The 15,702-nt window shown below is 70.9% G+C and carries 11 protein-coding genes and 2 pseudogenes; 3 read left to right on the top strand and 10 right to left on the bottom strand.

The annotated features are described in order from the left end of the window. Positions 1–15: 15 nt before the first annotated feature. Together Prum_RS19670 and Prum_RS19675 are read right to left on the bottom strand one after the other, a co-directional pair. Positions 16–1,492, bottom strand: a pseudogene (locus tag Prum_RS19670) (glutamate-cysteine ligase family protein). A gap of 197 nt (positions 1,493–1,689) precedes the next feature. Then, the gene (locus Prum_RS19675; RefSeq protein WP_173077850.1) at positions 1,690–2,265 is read right to left on the bottom strand and encodes a YceI family protein; all 576 of its coding nucleotides are present in this window, start codon (positions 2,263–2,265) and stop codon (positions 1,690–1,692) included. Between the two features lie 98 nt (positions 2,266–2,363). Here Prum_RS19675 and Prum_RS19680 point away from each other — a divergent pair, with 98 nt between their 5' ends. Then, positions 2,364–2,861: a MarR family winged helix-turn-helix transcriptional regulator gene (locus Prum_RS19680; RefSeq protein ID WP_173077851.1), complete on the top strand. Its 498-nt coding sequence runs from the start codon at positions 2,364–2,366 to the stop codon at positions 2,859–2,861. A gap of 221 nt (positions 2,862–3,082) precedes the next feature. Here Prum_RS19680 and Prum_RS19685 read toward each other — a convergent pair. The 8 genes and pseudogenes from Prum_RS19685 to Prum_RS19720 form a co-directional block, all read right to left on the bottom strand. After that, a pseudogene (locus Prum_RS19685) lies at positions 3,083–5,652 on the bottom strand (ATP-binding protein). A gap of 108 nt (positions 5,653–5,760) precedes the next feature. Then, positions 5,761–6,900 carry an acyl-CoA dehydrogenase family protein gene (locus Prum_RS19690; RefSeq protein ID WP_173077852.1) on the bottom strand — a complete coding sequence of 380 codons (1,140 nt, stop codon included), beginning with the start codon at positions 6,898–6,900 and terminating at the stop codon, positions 5,761–5,763. 16 nt (positions 6,901–6,916) lie between these two features. Next, positions 6,917–8,449: an acyl-CoA carboxylase subunit beta gene (locus tag Prum_RS19695; RefSeq protein WP_173077853.1), complete on the bottom strand. Its 1,533-nt coding sequence runs from the start codon at positions 8,447–8,449 to the stop codon at positions 6,917–6,919. Between the two features lie 109 nt (positions 8,450–8,558). Then, entirely contained in the window at positions 8,559–9,860 is a 1,302-nt protein-coding gene (locus Prum_RS19700) for a chaplin family protein (RefSeq protein ID WP_173077854.1), read from the bottom strand. 295 nt (positions 9,861–10,155) lie between these two features. After that, positions 10,156–11,169 (bottom strand): hypothetical protein, encoded by a 1,014-nt coding sequence (locus tag Prum_RS19705; RefSeq protein ID WP_173077855.1) that lies wholly within the window; start codon positions 11,167–11,169, stop codon positions 10,156–10,158. Between the two features lie 153 nt (positions 11,170–11,322). Next, positions 11,323–12,660, bottom strand: a complete 1,338-nt coding sequence (locus tag Prum_RS19710; protein ID WP_173077856.1) for an acetyl-CoA carboxylase biotin carboxylase subunit — start codon at positions 12,658–12,660, stop codon at positions 11,323–11,325. Next, positions 12,660–13,256 (bottom strand): TetR/AcrR family transcriptional regulator, encoded by a 597-nt coding sequence (locus tag Prum_RS19715; RefSeq protein WP_246277984.1) that lies wholly within the window; start codon positions 13,254–13,256, stop codon positions 12,660–12,662. The genes Prum_RS19710 and Prum_RS19715 overlap by 1 nt, the downstream gene beginning before the upstream one ends. A gap of 20 nt (positions 13,257–13,276) precedes the next feature. Then, positions 13,277–13,825, bottom strand: a complete 549-nt coding sequence (locus Prum_RS19720) for a VanZ family protein (protein WP_173077858.1) — start codon at positions 13,823–13,825, stop codon at positions 13,277–13,279. Positions 13,826–13,881: 56 nt separating this feature from the next. Between Prum_RS19720 and Prum_RS19725 the strand changes: the two genes are divergently transcribed. Next, positions 13,882–14,850 carry a hypothetical protein gene (locus Prum_RS19725; protein ID WP_173077859.1) on the top strand — a complete coding sequence of 323 codons (969 nt, stop codon included), beginning with the start codon at positions 13,882–13,884 and terminating at the stop codon, positions 14,848–14,850. A gap of 47 nt (positions 14,851–14,897) precedes the next feature. Continuing rightward, positions 14,898–15,092: a hypothetical protein gene (locus Prum_RS19730; RefSeq protein WP_173077860.1), complete on the top strand. Its 195-nt coding sequence runs from the start codon at positions 14,898–14,900 to the stop codon at positions 15,090–15,092. The last annotated feature ends 610 nt before the right edge of the window (positions 15,093–15,702 follow it).

The raw sequence follows: 15,702 nt of genomic DNA on the forward strand, positions 1-15,702 counted from the left end.
CGTGTCTGGGGCGGATCACTCCACGGGCCAGGTGTGGACCGGGTCGTTGGTGCGTTGGAAGCGGCCGTAGCGCTGGAGCATGTCGTGCAACGCCGCCGGGCGGTCCAGGTCGCGGATGCGCTCCGCCGCCCGGACCGCTTCGGTCTGCCAGACCGCCCCGTTGCGGCGCAGCCGGCAGCGCTGCTCGATGATGCCGAGCAGCCGGTCGCGCAGCACCGGGCTGACGCCGAAGCGGTCCAGCCCGGCGTGCGCCTTGGGCAGCAGCGACTCCAGCACCAGATCGGTGACCCGGATCTCGCCCACCCGGGCCAGTGGATCGTGGCGTCGACGCCCCGGCGGGCCGCGGCGTGAAAGTTCTCCTCGGCCGCGCTGAACGTGAGCTGTGACCAGATGGGCCGGTCGGCCTCGGCCAGCTCCCGGGTCAGTCCGAAGTAGAAGGCCGCGTTCGCCAGCATGTCGATGACGGTCGGCCCGGCCGGGAGCACCCTGTTCTCCACCCGCAGGTGGGGCCGGCCGTTCATCACGTCGTAGACCGGGCGGTTCCAGCGGTAGACCGTGCCGTTGTGCAGGCGCAGCTCACCCAGGTGCGGCACGCCGCCCGCGTGCAGGACCTCGACCGGGTCCTCGTCGTCGCAGATCGGCAGCAGCGGCGGGAAGTACCGCACGTTCTCCTCGAAGAGGTCGAAGATCGAGGTGATCCACCGCTCGCCGAACCACACCCGGGGCGTACCCCTTGGGCCTTGAGCTCGTCCGGACGCGTGTCCGTGGCCTGCTCGAAGAGCGCGATCCGGGTCTCGGCCCACAGCCGTTTGCCGTACAGAAAAGGGGAGTTCGCCCCCACCGCCACCTGGACCGCCGCGATGGCCTGGGACGCGTTCCAGTAGCTGGCGAAGCTCTCCGGCGACACCTGCATGTGGAACTGCACGCTCGTGCAGGCCGCCTCCGGCGCGATCGAGTCGGTGTACGTCTGCAGCCGCTCCACGCCGCGGATGTCCAGCTCGATGTCTTCGCCGCGGGCGGCCACGATCTGCTCGTTGAGCACCCGGTAGCGCTCGTTGGCGGAGATGTTGTCCAGGACGAGGTGACGTGGCGTCAGGGTGGGCAGGATGCCGATCAGGATGATCGTCGAGTCGGCCTTCACCGCCCGGTGCTCCGCGCGGCCGAGGCTGGCCTGCACGTCCTCCTCGTAGTCGGCGAACCCGTCCCCTTCGATCAGCCGGGGCCGCGCGTTCAGCTCCAGGTTGAACTGCCCCAGTTCGGTCTGAAACGTCGGATCAGCCAGGTTGGCCAGGATCTCGGCGTTGCGCATCGCCGGCTCCGCCTCGCTGTCGACCAGGTTGAGCTCGATCTCCAGGCCGGTGGTTGGCCGTTCGGCGTCGAACCCGAAGTCGTCCAGCATCAGTGCGAAGACGTCCAGGCACCGGCGCACTTTCTGCCGGTACCGGGCGCGATCCTCCCGGGAGAACGCACCCTGTGCGACGTCCTTCCCCATTTGCCCTCCTGCCCGGCCCGCAGTGCCGCCGCCCCGGTGCGGTGACTTTCACGTTAGGAGCGCGGCAGGCCCGTGGGCTAGGGACAAAACAGACAGATATCACCGGTCGTAAGCGTGGGAGCGCGCTAAGTCCATGAAAAGCAATGCCCCGGCGACCGTGAAATCGGTCACCGGGGCATGGATCGCGTGCGAGCACACTACTGGCGAACGCCCTCGCCCTCGATCTCGATCTTGATCTTCTTGCCGACCAGGACGCCGCCGGTCTCCAACGCGACGTTCCAGGTCAGACCGAAGTCCTCGCGGTCGATCTCGGTGCTGGCGGTGAAGCCGAAGATGTCCGTGCCGAACGGGCTACGGCCGACGCCCTCGAACTCGACGGCGAGCTCGACCTGCTTGGTGACGTCCTTGATGGTGAGGTCGCCGACGAGCACGAACTCGTTGCCGCTGTGCGACTTCACGCCGGTGCTGCGGAACTCCAGCGTCGGGTACTTCTCGGTCTCCAGGAAGTCGCCGCTGGCCAGGTGGGCGTCGCGGTCGGGCTGACCGGTGTTGATGCTCGCGGCCTGGATGGTGGCGACGACGGAGGACTGCAGCGGGTCCTCGGCAACGGTGATCGTGGCGGTCGCCTCGGTGAACTGGCCGCGGACCTTGCTGACCATCATGTGCCGCGCGACGAACCCGACTACCTTGTGAGCCTGATCGAGCTCGTACGTGCCAGCCGCGGGAATGGTCAGGCCGTTGAACTCACGGGTGACGGCGGTCGTGTCGGTCATGGGATACTCCTCCAGCAGGTGCTTGACGGTTCTACCTCTGCCTGAGCAACTATACTCACGACAATATTCCGCGTGTCAAGGGATGTTACGCTGCATGGATGGGTAGAGACCTCCTCGACGACCAGCGGCTCACCGCCGTGGGGCTGTTCTTCGAGGCGCATACGGGGCTCAACGCCCGCTTCGCCGCACAATTTTGTGAGCATCACCTCTCCCCGGTCGAGTTCGAGGTCCTCATGCGGCTGGCCCGGTCCCCCGGCAACCAGCTGCGCATGACCGACCTGGCGGCCCAGACGTCGCTGTCGACCAGCGGCGTGACGCGCGTCGTCGACCGGATGGAGCGGGACGGGCTCATCACGCGTCGGGCGTGCCCGACGGATCGCCGCAGCTCGTACGCCGTGATCACGCAGGCCGGCCTCACCCGGCTGGACGAGATCCTGCCCGGGCACCTTGAACTGATCGAGCAGTGGTTCACCGGGCAGCTGCGGCCGGAGCAGCTGACCGTCGTCCTGGACGCGCTTCGCACGATCCGGGACGCCGTCAACCCGGGCGCCACCGCCGGGACCACACCGACCGAGCACGTCGTGGTCGAGGTGTGACGGAGCGGAGTACCGCCCCGATCCGACCGGCAGAACGACCGGCAGAACTGATTTGGCAAGTCCTGTAACTAGGTTTTAAGCGGACATAAGACGCGTCCAACGGGCTAGCGTGCACCGCACACGGGAGGGGCACCACGGGGGTGCGGCGCGGGCGGGTCGAGGGGGACCCGATTGTCGGGGGCGTCTCCGTTCGCGCCGCCAACGAGGTAAGAAGGCCCTGGTCAGACGCTGATCAGGGCCTTCTCTCTCGGTAGCAGCGTGATGCCGCCCTCCTTGCAGACCGAGGTCAGCCAGTCCACCACCCCGGCCCGCGCCTCCGGCTCATCCGTGCTCGCCACCAGCCCGACCAGGGCCTCGGCCACGTCACGCAGGTCGTGAGCACCCGCGTACGCCTGCGCGGCCGCGGTGAACCACTCGGCGGCCGCCTTCCGATCGCCGCGGCGCAGCGCCAGCGTGGCCTCGATCGACGCCACCTCGCCGGACTCCGCCGATCGCGCCTTACCGGTCGCGGCCCGATCGGCCAGGTCGCCGGAGGCCACCAGCTCCCGGATCTCCGTCAGCGCCGCCTTCGCCTCGTCGACCCGGCCCGCCTCGGCGAGGGCGCGGCCGATCGTGCCGAGCACCCGCCGCTTGTGCCCGGGGTCGCCCAGCTCGGCCAGGGCCGCGATGGCCCGCCGGCCGACCACCTCGGCCTCCTCGTACCGGCCGTCCAGCCGGGCCACCTCGGCGAGGTTGGCGCGGGCGAGGGCGCGGAGCCGGTGCTCCCCGCACTCCGCCGCCAGCCGGTCCACCGCGGCCAGCCGGCGCCGGGCCGCGCGCAGGTCGCCGGCCCGGATCTCGTGCCAGGTGAGGTTGTTCTGCGCCACCGTCATGTCCCGGACCCGCCCGGCCCGGCTGGCCAGGGCGAGCGCCGCCTCGCCGTGCCGGCGCGCTTCGTCGTACCCCCGGTGGCCATCCAGAGGCCGCAGAGCAGGCTGCGCGCGGCGAGCTCGCCGGTCAGGTCGCCGGCACGCTGAAACTCGGCGAGGGCGGCCTCGGCCGTCGGTAGCTCGTCGGCGCCGGCGCCGTGTTCGGCCGCGAGCTGCGCCACCCCGACCCCGGCCCAGGCCCGTACGACGAGGTCGGCGTCGGCCGTACGCGGGTCGTCCAGCAGCCGCCGCAGCCACTGCCGGCCGGGCACGTCCCGCCCGCGAAACCGCCACCAGCGCGGCAGCCCGGCAGCCAGTCGCAGCGCGGTGTGCGGATCGTCGTTCGCCGAGTACGCCAGGGCCGCCCACAGGTCGCTCGCCACGTCGTCGAGGCGGCTGACCGCGGCCGGAAAGTTGGCGCCGGCCAGCTCGGGCGCGGTGCGGACCGCCACGGCCGCGAAGACCACGGCGTGCCGCCGCCGGATCCGCCCCAGCTCGCCGTTGGCCGCGGCCCGCTCGGTGGCGAAGTCGCGCACCACGTCGAGCAGGCGGAACCGGATGGGGCCGGTGCCACGCACGCTCAGCAGCCCCAGCGCGATCAGCCGGTCCAGGAGCGAGACCGGGTCGGCGTCCTCACCACCGCCGGAGTCGTTGACCAGCATCGACTCGGCCAGGTCGACCGACCACCGGTTACGAAAGGCGGAGAGCCGGCGCAGGGCCCGCCGCTCCTCGGCCTCCAGCAGCCGGTAGCTGGCCGCCACGGCGTCCCGCAGGCTGACGGTCACCGTGCTGGCTGGCGCTCGCTCCGCTCGCGCGGGCCCAGGGGCCTGGGAGGCACCGCCTTCCCTCGTCGCTTCGCTCCTCAGTCCAGACGGTGCCGGCCCCTGGGCCGGCCCGGCCAGGTCGAGCACCCGGTCGCCGTACCGGTTGAGGATCTCGTTGAGGTCCAGCACCCGGCCCCGGGCGGCGGCCAGCTCCAGCGCGAGCGGCAGGCCGCCGAGCCGGCGTACGAGGCCGACCAGCGCACCCACCTCGTCCGGCTCCAGCGGGTCGCGGCGGACCTGCCGCAGCCGGGCCAGAAAGAGCGCCGCCGCCGGGTAGCCGGCCACGGTGTCCAGGTCCGCCTCCACGTCGGCCGGCGGCACCTCCAGCGGGGCCACCGGCCAGACCCGCTCCCCCGGCAGGCCGATCGGATGCCGGCCGGTGGCCAGTACGCGCAGGGTGGGCGCGGCCGACGCGAGCCACCGCAGGGCCACCGCGACCGCGTCGGGTGCCCGCTCGATCGCGTCGACGACCAGGAGGGCGGGCGCGCCGGCGAGGCGTCCCGCGAGGTCCGCGGCGCGGCCCACGCCGAACACCGAGGCGATGGCCGTGAGTACGTGGTCCGGCGTCGAGACGTCCGACACGAGGATCCCGGCGACCCCGGCCGGGTGGACGGCGGCGGCCCGGTGCGCGACGGCCAGCGCGAGGCCGGTCTTGCCCACGCCCGCGAGCCCGACGAGGCTCACCATGCTGCCGTCCAGGCCGCCCAACAGCGCGACCAACTCGGACACGTCGTCGTCGCGCCCGATCAGCTCGCCGGGCGGCGGTGGCAGGTCGACGCCGGTGGGGCCGGTGGCCGTGCCCGGGTCCGCGGTCGTGCCCCGCGCCACACCGAGGAAGTCCGACCTCTCCCGTCCGGTGAGGCCGAGGGCCTTGGCCAGCAGCTCCACGGTGGTGCGCTGTGGGCGGGAGCGCCCACGCTCAAGATCACGCACCGTCCGTACGCCGACACCGGCCCGCCCGGCGAGCTCGGCCTGGGTGAGGCCGGCCGCCCGCCGTCTGGCGCGCAGCAGCGCGTCAAACTCGGTGTGGCCCTGGTCAGAGCCATGATCCGGGGTCATGGCCAGGAAGATTACGCATCAGTTTGGACCTTGGGGAGCGATGCGTCGTCTCGCCGACCGGAGGACCTTCGGATACCCGACAGAAGGGCACTCGAAGGCCCGAAAGTCTCACAAGCCCAGTGACCGGGCGATGACCATCCGCTGAACCTCGGATGTACCTTCGCCGATCTCCAGCACCTTGGCATCCCGCCAGAAGCGGGCCACCGGAAACTCGTTCATGAAGCCGTACCCGCCGTGCACCTGGGTCGCCTCCCGGGCGTTGGCGACCGCGCTCTCGCTGGCGTACAGCTTGGCGATGGCCGCCTGGCGCTTGAAGTCCTCGCCGGCGAGCAGCCGGGCGGCCGCGTCGTAGTACGCCAGCCGGCCGGTGTGCGCCCGCAGCTCCATGTCGGCGATCTTGAACTGGATCGCTTGGAAGTTGCCGATCGGCTGGCCGAACGCCTGCCGCTCCTTGGCGTACTTGACCGACTCGTCGACGCAGCCCTGGGCCAGCCCCACGGCCAGCGCCGCGATCGCGATCCGCCCCTCGTCGAGGATGCGCAGGAACTGGGCGAAGCCGCGCCCGCGCTCGCCGAGCAGGTTCGCCGCCGGCACCCGGCAGTCGCTGAACGTCAGCTCGTGCGTGTCGGAGGCACACCAGCCGACCTTCGAGTACCCCGGCTGGACGGTGAAGCCGGGCGTGCCGGACGGCACGATGATGGTCGACAGCTCCTTGGACCCGTCCGGATTGGTGCCGGTCACCGCGGTGACCGTGACCAGCGCGGTGATGTCGGTGCCGGAGTTCGTGATGAACGCCTTGGACCCGTTGATCACCCACTCGTCGCCGTCCAGGACCGCCCGGGTCTGCGTGCCGCCCGCGTCGGAGCCGAAGCCCGGCTCGGTCAGCCCGAACGCGGCGAGCGCCTCGCCGCTGGTCAGCCGGGGCAGCCACTGCGCTTTCTGGGCCTCGGTGCCGAACCGGTAGATGGGCATCGCGCCGAGCGAGATCGCGGCCTCCAAGGTGATCGCGACCGACGAGTCGACCCGGGCCAGCTCCTCCAAGGCCAGGCAGAGCGCGAAGTAGTCGCCGCCCATGCCGCCGTGCTCCTCGGGGAACGGCAGGCCGAACAGGCCCATCCGGCCCATCTGCCGCACGATGTCGTACGGGAAGGCGTGCTGCTCGTAGTACTTGCCGATGACCGGCGCGACCACCTCTTGGGCGAAGTCCCGCACGGTTTGCCGCAGTGCTTCGTGCTCTTGGTTGAGCATCGTCGTTTCTCCCTGGTTAAACGGGTGTCACGCCATGCCGGCGCCGCGAGAAGTGCCGTTCCTTGCCGCGCGCCGCGGCGAAGCGCCGGATCAACTCCGCGCGCAGCTCATGGGGCTCGACGATCGCGTCCACCACCAGCTCGCTCGCCAGCCGGACGATGTCGATGTCGCGCTCGTACTCGGCGCGCTTGGCGGCGACGAAGGCGGCCCGCTCCTCGTCGTCGGCGATGGCCGCGATCTTGTTGGCGTAGACCGCGTTGACCGCGGCCTCCGCGCCCATCACCGCGATCTTCGCGGTGGGCAGCGCGATCGTCGCGTCCGGATCGAAGCCGGGGCCGGCCATCGCGTACAGCCCGGCGCCGTACGCCTTGCGGACCACCACACAGATCTTGGGTACGGTGGCCTCCGCGACCGCCGTGATCATCTTGGCGCCGTGCCGGATGATGCCTTCCTTCTCCACCGCCGCGCCGACCATGAACCCGGGCACGTCGGAGAGGAAGAGCAGCGGCACGTTGAAGGCGTCGCAGAGCTGGATGAAGCGGGTCGCCTTGTCCGCCGAGTCCACGAAGAGCACGCCGCCCTTGAACATCGAGTTGTTGGCAACCACACCGACGACCTCGCCGGCCAGGCGGCCGAAGCCGATCGTCAGCTCCTTCGCCCACAGCGCCTGGATCTCGAAGAAGCTGCCGTCGTCCAGCAGGCCGCGCGCGTACCGGCGCATGTCGAACGCCTGCCGCTCGCTCGCCGGCACCAGCGCCGCGAGGTCCACAGTGGAGGGCGCGTCGGTCGGCACGGCGGCGGGCGGCTGCCCAGTCCAGTTGTCCGGCAGGTACGACAGGTAGCGCTTGACGGTGTCGAGCGCCTCGGCCTCGGTCTCGCAGAGGAAGTGGCCGACCCCGGACTCTCTGGTGTGGACGGACGCGCCGCCCATCTCCTCCAGCGTGGTCTTTTCGCCGGTGACCATCTGCACCATGCGGTCCGACCCGAGGTACATGCTCGCGTTGCCGTCGACCATCGCGACCACGTCGCAGAACGCCGGGATGTACGCCCCGCCCGCCGCGGACGGGCCGAAGAGGGCGCAGACCTGCGGGATCGAACCGGAGGCGCGCACCTGGTTCCAGAAGATCCGGCCGGCGCCGCGGCGCCCCGGGAAGAGGTCGACCTGGTCGGTGATGCGCGCGCCGGCCGAGTCGACCAGATAGATCATCGGTACGCCGGTTTGATAGGCCCGCTCTATGCTCCGGATGATCTTCTCGACCGTGCGGGCGCCCCAGGAGCCGGCCTTGACGGTCGAGTCGTTGGCCATCAGGCACACCGGGCGGCCGGCGACGGTGGCCTGGCCGGTGACGACGCCGTCGGCCGGGAGCCCGTCGGACAGCGCGTTCGCGTACAGTCCGTCCTCGACGAACGAGCCGTCGTCGACCAGCAGCGCGACCCGCTCGCGGGCGAAAAGCTTGCCCTTGCCGGCGTTGGCCGCGTGATACTTCTCCGCACCGCCCGCGAGGACCCGCTTGCGGAGCCGTTCGAGCGCTTCTTCGTCGAGCGTCACGCAACCCTCCCCAGCCAGACTGAACGATCGTTAGGGTAGCACGGGCGGGTACGGAAACGGGGGCCTCCGCCGGCTGCGGAGACCCCCGTTGTACGTGTTGCTATGCGCCTCAGGCGGTGGGCACCGCGCTGACCAGGCCCATCGGGTCGACGCCCGCGACGTTGACCTTGCTGGTCTTCACGCCGCTGCCGAGGTCACCCGCGAGGGGCAGGGAGGACGCCCCGCCACCGACCGGCAGGCCGCCGGTCAGGGTGCCGGCCAGGTCGCCGACCAGGGGCAGCGACTCCTCGCCGGCCGAGCGGTAGTGGTCGCCCGACTTCCCGGACTTCTTGTAGTGGTTGTGACCCTTGCCGTTCTTGTCGATGTCCATCGCGGCGCCGTTGAAGCAGCCACCGCTGATGCCGACGCCAACGCCGAGGACAGCCCCGACGCCGTTGCCGCAGATGTTGATCGGCACCTGGACCGGCACGTGGGCCTGGTTGCCGTTCAGGATCCCGTCGTTGTCACCGGAGATCTGGGCGACGTCCTCGGTGCGCTTCGACTCGCGGGTCGACTCGAAGTCGGCGTCGTGGATGGCCCCGTTGAAGCAGGCACCGCTGATGCCCGCGCCGACGCCGAGCACGCCCACGCCGTTGCCGCAGATGTTGATCGGCACCTGGATCGGCACGTAGATCTGGTTGCCGTTCAGGATCCCGTCGTTGTCACCGCTCCACTGCAGCGTGTCCTCGGTGCGCTTCGACTCCTTGACGTCCACGTCGTGGGTCGCGCTGTTCACGCAGGCCCCGCTGACGCCGACGCCGACACCCAGGACGCCCACGCCGTTGCCGCAGACGTTGATCGGCACCTGGACCGGCACGTAGACCTGGTTGCCGTTCAGGATCCCGTCGTTGTCACCGGAGATCTGCGCGGTGTCCTCGACGCGGGACGACTCCTTGACGTCCACGTCGTGGGCGGCACCGTTGGCGCAGATGCCGCTCAGCCCGACGCCCACGCCGATCACGGCGCCGACCCCGTTGCCGCAGACGTTCACCGGCACCTGGATCGGCACGTACGCCTGGTTGCCGTTCGCGATGCCGTTGTTGTCCCAGCTGAACTGGGTGGTGTCCTCGGCGCGGGACGACTCCTTCTGAGCCTTCCACGGCTTGCTGTCGCCCTTGTGGTCGATGTCCATCGCGGCGCCGTTGACGCACGCCCCGCTGATGCCGACGCCGACGCCGATGACCGCGCCCACGCCGTTGCCACAGACGTTGACCGGCACCTGGACCGGCACGAACGCCTGGTTGCCGTTCGCGATGCCGTTGTTGTCCACGGAGATCTGAGCGGTGTCGGCCTGGACGGCGGACGGCGCGAACAGCAGCGCACCCGCGGCCAGCACACCAACGCTCAGCGTCTTACGAACCCAAGTCTTCATGATGAAGATTTGCCCTTCGATAATTGTTGAGTAAAGGGAAGTGCATATTCGGTTGTTGGTATTTCTTATTTACTGCGAGCGCCCGTACGAATACGCTCGTCGCTCAATTTGGGCGCGGCAGTGCCCTGGCGATTTGAATTGCCCTGACCCACCCGTCGACATGCGCCCGGATTTGGTGATGGTGTGTTGGGAGATCCACCGCTAGTCAGAGCGGTCCTGGGATCATTTTCCTGAGGCTTCGGTGCGGGATATACCGATCTACCGAGCGCCGGCAAGGCCGGCTCAGGACCACCCTCTAGTCAGGTGAGACGGTCGGGGCCTCGGCGTCATGCCGCAGGGCCGCGACGTCGGTCGTGACCGGCAGCCGGTGGGTCGCCACCGTGCGCTCCACGACCGAGGAGGGAACTGTCGCGAACGCGCCGCCCTCCGCGTGAGATCCGGGCCCACTGGCCGGGATCCCGGCACCCGCCCCGAAGTACGCCCGAAGGGGCGCGGGGTAGTGCCGATCGGGCAGGTTGCCGCCGCCCGGGCGCTCGTCCGGCGTACCGGCCGAGCGCAGCTCCGTACCGGCGAGGTGCCGGTCACCGGAGGTTGTGCTGACCCCGGCTAGGTGCACCAACGGCGTTCCGAGCACGGACGCCGAGCCGTTGCCGGCTCTTGTCCCGTCGGTGCCGGGGACCGGTGTCACTGCCGGGGTCAGGTCCTGGGCCCGCCGCTCCGCCGGGTCGACGAAACCGGTCACCGTACGCGTCACCGAGCCCAGCGTCGAGGTCACCGGTTGTGCCGCGCTGAGCAGCACGCCGGTGACCGGACGCAGGACCCCGTTCAGCGGGGCGACGACCGGGTCGACCGCGCGGGTAAGCGGGGTGAGCAGGCCCGTCGGTCCGGCCAGCGCCCCGGTGAGCCCGAGTGGCGTGGTCAGACCGCGGACCGTTCCGGCCAGGACTCCGTCGCCGGAGCCGGACCGGTCCCGCGACGTCGCGGTACGCGTCGAAGCGTCCGCGGCACGGGTGGCGGGGACCCGATCGCCGTCCGGCCGGGTGGCCGGCTGCGCGGCGATCCGGGTCGCCGAAGCCGCCGTCGCGCTGGGCAGCACCACGGTGCCGGCCGGCGCGACCGGGACGAGCTCCGGCGAGATCACCGGAGCGAGCGTCCTGGTCAGCGTGCCGTCGACGAGCGAAACCACCGACAGGTCGGCGGGGGCGTCGTCAACGGGCTTGGCCTCGGCGGCGTGAGCCGAAGCAGCGGAGAGCAGCCAGGCCGCTCCCGCGAGGCCGCCGACGGCGAGGACGCGCAGGCCAATCCGCACATGCGCGGGTCGCGATGCCGCGCGCTGTGTGCGCTCGACCCCCGACCCCGTCATGTTTCGCCTCTCGTCCGCCGGTTCGTTTCCTTGCGGTTTTAACCGCTCGTAATTGGTAACGAGACGACGTCAGGAGGGTCACGCCATTATTTGAAGAAATCAGCGCATCCGGGTGACGATGCCGGTGTCGTAGTCGCCGGAAATGAACTCCTGGTTTTCCAGCAGCTCCGCGAAGAACGGCAGATTGCACTTCGGCCCGGCGATCTCAAAGTCGGCCACCGCGGCGCGAGCCCGCGCGATAGCGGCCGCCCGGTCATCGCCGTACACAATGAGCTTCGCCATCAGCGAGTCGTAGAACGGTGTCACGGTCGTGCCGGCGGCGTACCCGGAGTCGACGCGTACCCCCTCGCCCGTCGGCTCGGTCCAGACGGTGACCACGCCCGGACCCGGCAGGAAGCGCTTGGGGTCTTCGGCGTTGATCCGCAGCTCGATCGCGTGCCCGCGCGGCGCCAGCCGCGCCGGGTCGAACGTGGGCGGCAGCCCGGCGGCCACCCGGAGCTGCTCCTCGACCAGGTCCAGCCCGTAGACGAACTCGGTCACCGGGTGCTCGACCTGGAGCCGGGTGTTCATCTCCAGGAAGAAGAAGTCGCCGCTGCCGGGGTCGAAGAGGCACTCGACGGTGCCCGCGTTGCGGTAGCCCACCGCCTCGCCGGCGCGGACGGCCGCGGCCAGCAGCCGCTCGCGCAGGTCCGCGGAGACGGCCGGGGACGGCGACTCCTCCAGCAGCTTCTGGTTGCGCCGCTGCACCGAGCACTCCCGCTCGCCGAGCGCGACCACGCGGCCGTCGGCCAGCCCGAGGATCTGCACCTCGATGTGGCGCACGCGCGGGAAGTAGCGCTCGATCAGCACCGAGCCGTCGCCGAACATCCGCTCCGCGAAGGCGCGCACCTTGTCGTACTCGGTGCGCAGGGCCGCCTCGTCGTTGGCGACGCCCATGCCCATGCCGCCGCCACCGGCGGCGGCCTTGACCATCACGGGGTAGCCGATCGTCGCAGCGGCCTCCAGCGCCGCCTCGACGGTCCCGGCCGGGTCGGTGGTGCCGGGCGCGACCGGCACGCCGGCCGCCGCCATCAGGTTTCGTGCATTGATCTTGTCGCCCATCGCGGTGATCGCGTCGGCGCCGGGCCCGACCCAGATCAGGCCGTTGGCTGCGACGGTACGGGCGAAGTCCGCGTTTTCCGACAGGAAGCCGTAGCCGGGGTGCACCGCCTGGGCACCGGTCGCCTTGGCGGCGGCCAGGATCGCGTCGGTGTTCCGGTAGCTCTGGGCGGGGTTCGCGGGTCCGATGTTGACCGCCTCGTCGGCCTCCGCCACGAACGGCAGGCCGGCGTCGGCCTCGGAGTACACCGCGATGGCGCGTACGCCGAGGCGCTTGGCGGTGCGGATGATCCGCCGGGCGATCTCGCCCCGGTTGGCGACCAGCAGCGACTCGATCATCACTGCCCGATCAGTGCGGCCATGGTGGCGTCGCGCAGGAGCGCCGCGCGGCGCGTGCGCTCGACCTCGCCACCGAGGAACGGCGTGGAGTTCATCAGGCCGAAGGCGGCGTGGGCCAGCACCCGCGCCTCGCCGGCCGACAGCTCCGGCCGCAGGGTGGTGAGCACGCTGACCCACTCCTCCACGTACAGCCGCTGGAGCCGGCGGATCTGCCGCCGCGGCTCCTCGGGCAGCCGGTCGAGCTCGTGCAGGTGCAGCGCGATCACGGCGGGGTTGGCCAGGGCGAAGTCGACGTGGAAGTCGATCAGCGACTCCAGTGCCGAGCGGGCGCCGTTCGGGTGCTCGGCCACCCGGGCGCGGCCGCCCTCCAGCAGCCCTTCGCTGACCGGGATCAGGGCCGCCACCAGCATCGCTTCCTTACCGGCGAAATGATGGTAGAGCGCCGGACCGGTGACCCCTGCGGCCGAACCGATGTCGTCCATCGACACGCCGTGGTAACCGCGGGCCGCGAAGAGGCCCACAGCGATCTCGATTATCTCGTCGCGCCGGGTCCGCCTGCGGGCCGGCACCGACGACGTCTGCTGCTCCACCGTCACCCGGTCAGCGTAACCAACTCTCAACCCGCGTATATCAGGCGATCGGCGCCGACGCGCCAGCATCTCTTGGACGCGGCCCCGAAAAGCGCGGCCCCCAGCGCGTTGACCAGCACATCGTCCACTGAGGACACCCGACCGAGGTCGAGGGCGTACTGCAGGATCTCCACCGTGACCGAGCCCGCGGCGCCGAGCGCGAAGAGCCGCGGAAGGCTCGCCAGGGCGGCCCACCGGATGGGCGCGAAGAACCCTAATGCGGCAAATACCAGCAAATTTCCGCCGAGCTGCGCCACCAGCGTGCCCGGTTCGCCGGAAAACAGGACGGCGAGGTCACGCAGCGGAACCAGTTGGACGCCGCGCGTCGCCGACCGCGGGGTGAGGATCATCCACACCCACGGCAGCGTGCCGGCCACCGCGCCCACCTCCGCGGCGCTGCGCCACCACGCCACCCGGGCCGGTACGCCGCGCCGGCGCCGCCAGGTGGCGAGGGCCCACCCGAGGGCGGCCGCGGCCGGCAGCGCCAGGACTGAGACGGCGACCACAGCGCCCCACTGCCGCCAGACCTCCGTCACGTGCCAGCACGGTAGCGCCCCGGAACCACAACGGAGCGTCACGCCTCTTTCCGGGCATGACGACCAGACGCGCCCTGCTCCAACTCGCAGGGCTGATGTCACTCGCGGCCTGCGACGAACGCCCCGCCCCGGCCGCCGCCAGCGATCGGCTCATCGTGGAGACGACCGATGGGCTCGCGGTGGTGGACTCGACGACCGGGCGCGCCACCGTACCGGCCGGGCCGTCCGTGGTGACCGGCGACTGGACCCGGCTGGTCCGCACCGACTGGACCGGCAAGGGCACCCGGCTGGCGACGCACGAGTTGCCGGGCGGCGAGGTGGTCGCCGGCGGCACGCTGCGGGACCGGCTGGAGGCCAGGGTCGTCTCCCCGGACGGGCGGCTGGTCGCGCTCGCCTCCCCCAAGGGCCCGCGCAGCCGTACGACGGTGGTCGTGGCCGACAGCAGCGGCGAACGGGTCCGCGTCGACCTGCCCGGCAACCTCGAACCCGAGGCGTTCGACGCGACCGGACAATTCCTCTTCGTCCTGGACTACCTGCCGCCGACCGCGCCGGACCGCTACCGCGTACGCGCCATCGACCTGGGCGCCCGAGCGCTGCAGCCGCTGCTGACCCGGACCAAGTCGGTCGTACCGGCCGGCGCCGAGGAGGAGATGCGCGGCCAGGGCCGGCAGTCCGTGTACGACCCGGTCCGCGGCCAACTCTTCACGCTCTACACGCACCAGCCGGACCACCTGCACACCCGGGACCTGCTCGCCGGCGCCCGAGACTCGGCCCCGCACGTGCATGCCTTCGTCCACACCCTGCACCTCACCGAGCGCTGGGCGTACTGCATCGACCTGCCCGAGCCGTTCGGCGCGCGAGCGGCGGAAGGGCACGCGATCGCGCTCAGCGAGTCCGGAAACCGGCTGTGCGTGGTCGACGCCACCACCGCCACCCTCGCGACAATCGACCCGACGGCGCTGAACGTGGTCAGCGTGCGGCCCTTGCCCGCCCCCTCGACACCGGCGCCGCCACAGCCCTGCTGACGAACGACGGCGGCACGCTCGTCGCCGGTGCGGGCACGAAGGTGCTGGTGTCGCCGTTGTCGGGCAGCCCCACCCGGTGGTCCACGCCGACCGCGGTACGCGGCCTCGCCCTAGCCGGGCCGCGCGTCTACGTCGGCCAGGACGGCGCCGTGACCGCCCACGAGCTGACCAACGGGCAGTTGCTCGGCCGCACCCCCGTACCGAACCTGGTCGCCGTCCGACACGTCATCCCCCACCCCTGAACAGCCCCCACCCCCTTCCCGCGTCCTCTTCCTCGCCCTCTTCCTCGTCGATCAAGGGCATATGGTCGTGCTTGGATCTCCAATCCGCGACCGTATGCCCTTGATCGACGCGTAAGTCCTTGATCGACGGGCGAGGTGGGAGCTTCGGCGCGGGCTGGGTGGGGGCGAGCGGCGCGAGTCCCAAAAGGGGTCCCCTCTTGGGCGTCAGGGCGTGAGTAGGGCTCCCCTATACCAGCCAGAGCGTGCATAGGGGAGCCCTACTCACGCCGTGGAGCGTCCTCAGGGCCGGGAGGTTAAGGAGGAGACGCAGCACCCGAGTTCGTCCAGGAACCTCGGCCGCAGCGGCGTACCTGAAGTCGGCGGTGATCACGGAGTTTGCGGGCACGGACGGCGCACCCCGGGTAGAGCAGCGACCTACGTGAACGTGAAGGATTCGAGTCGCCCCAGCGACCCAAATCCTTCACGCAGATCTCGCAGCAGCGGGAAGCCGCTGTCAGGGCTTGATGTGGACCTGATTCCCTTCACCTCCCAGCCTCGGGGGCGCCGAACGGGACCACACACCCGCACGGGCCTTACCTGGCGTGTCCGGCATCGCCAGGTCCCCCGGGCG

Source organism: Phytohabitans rumicis (assembly GCF_011764445.1).
GTDB classification, from domain to species: Bacteria; Actinomycetota; Actinomycetes; order Mycobacteriales; family Micromonosporaceae; genus Phytohabitans; species Phytohabitans rumicis.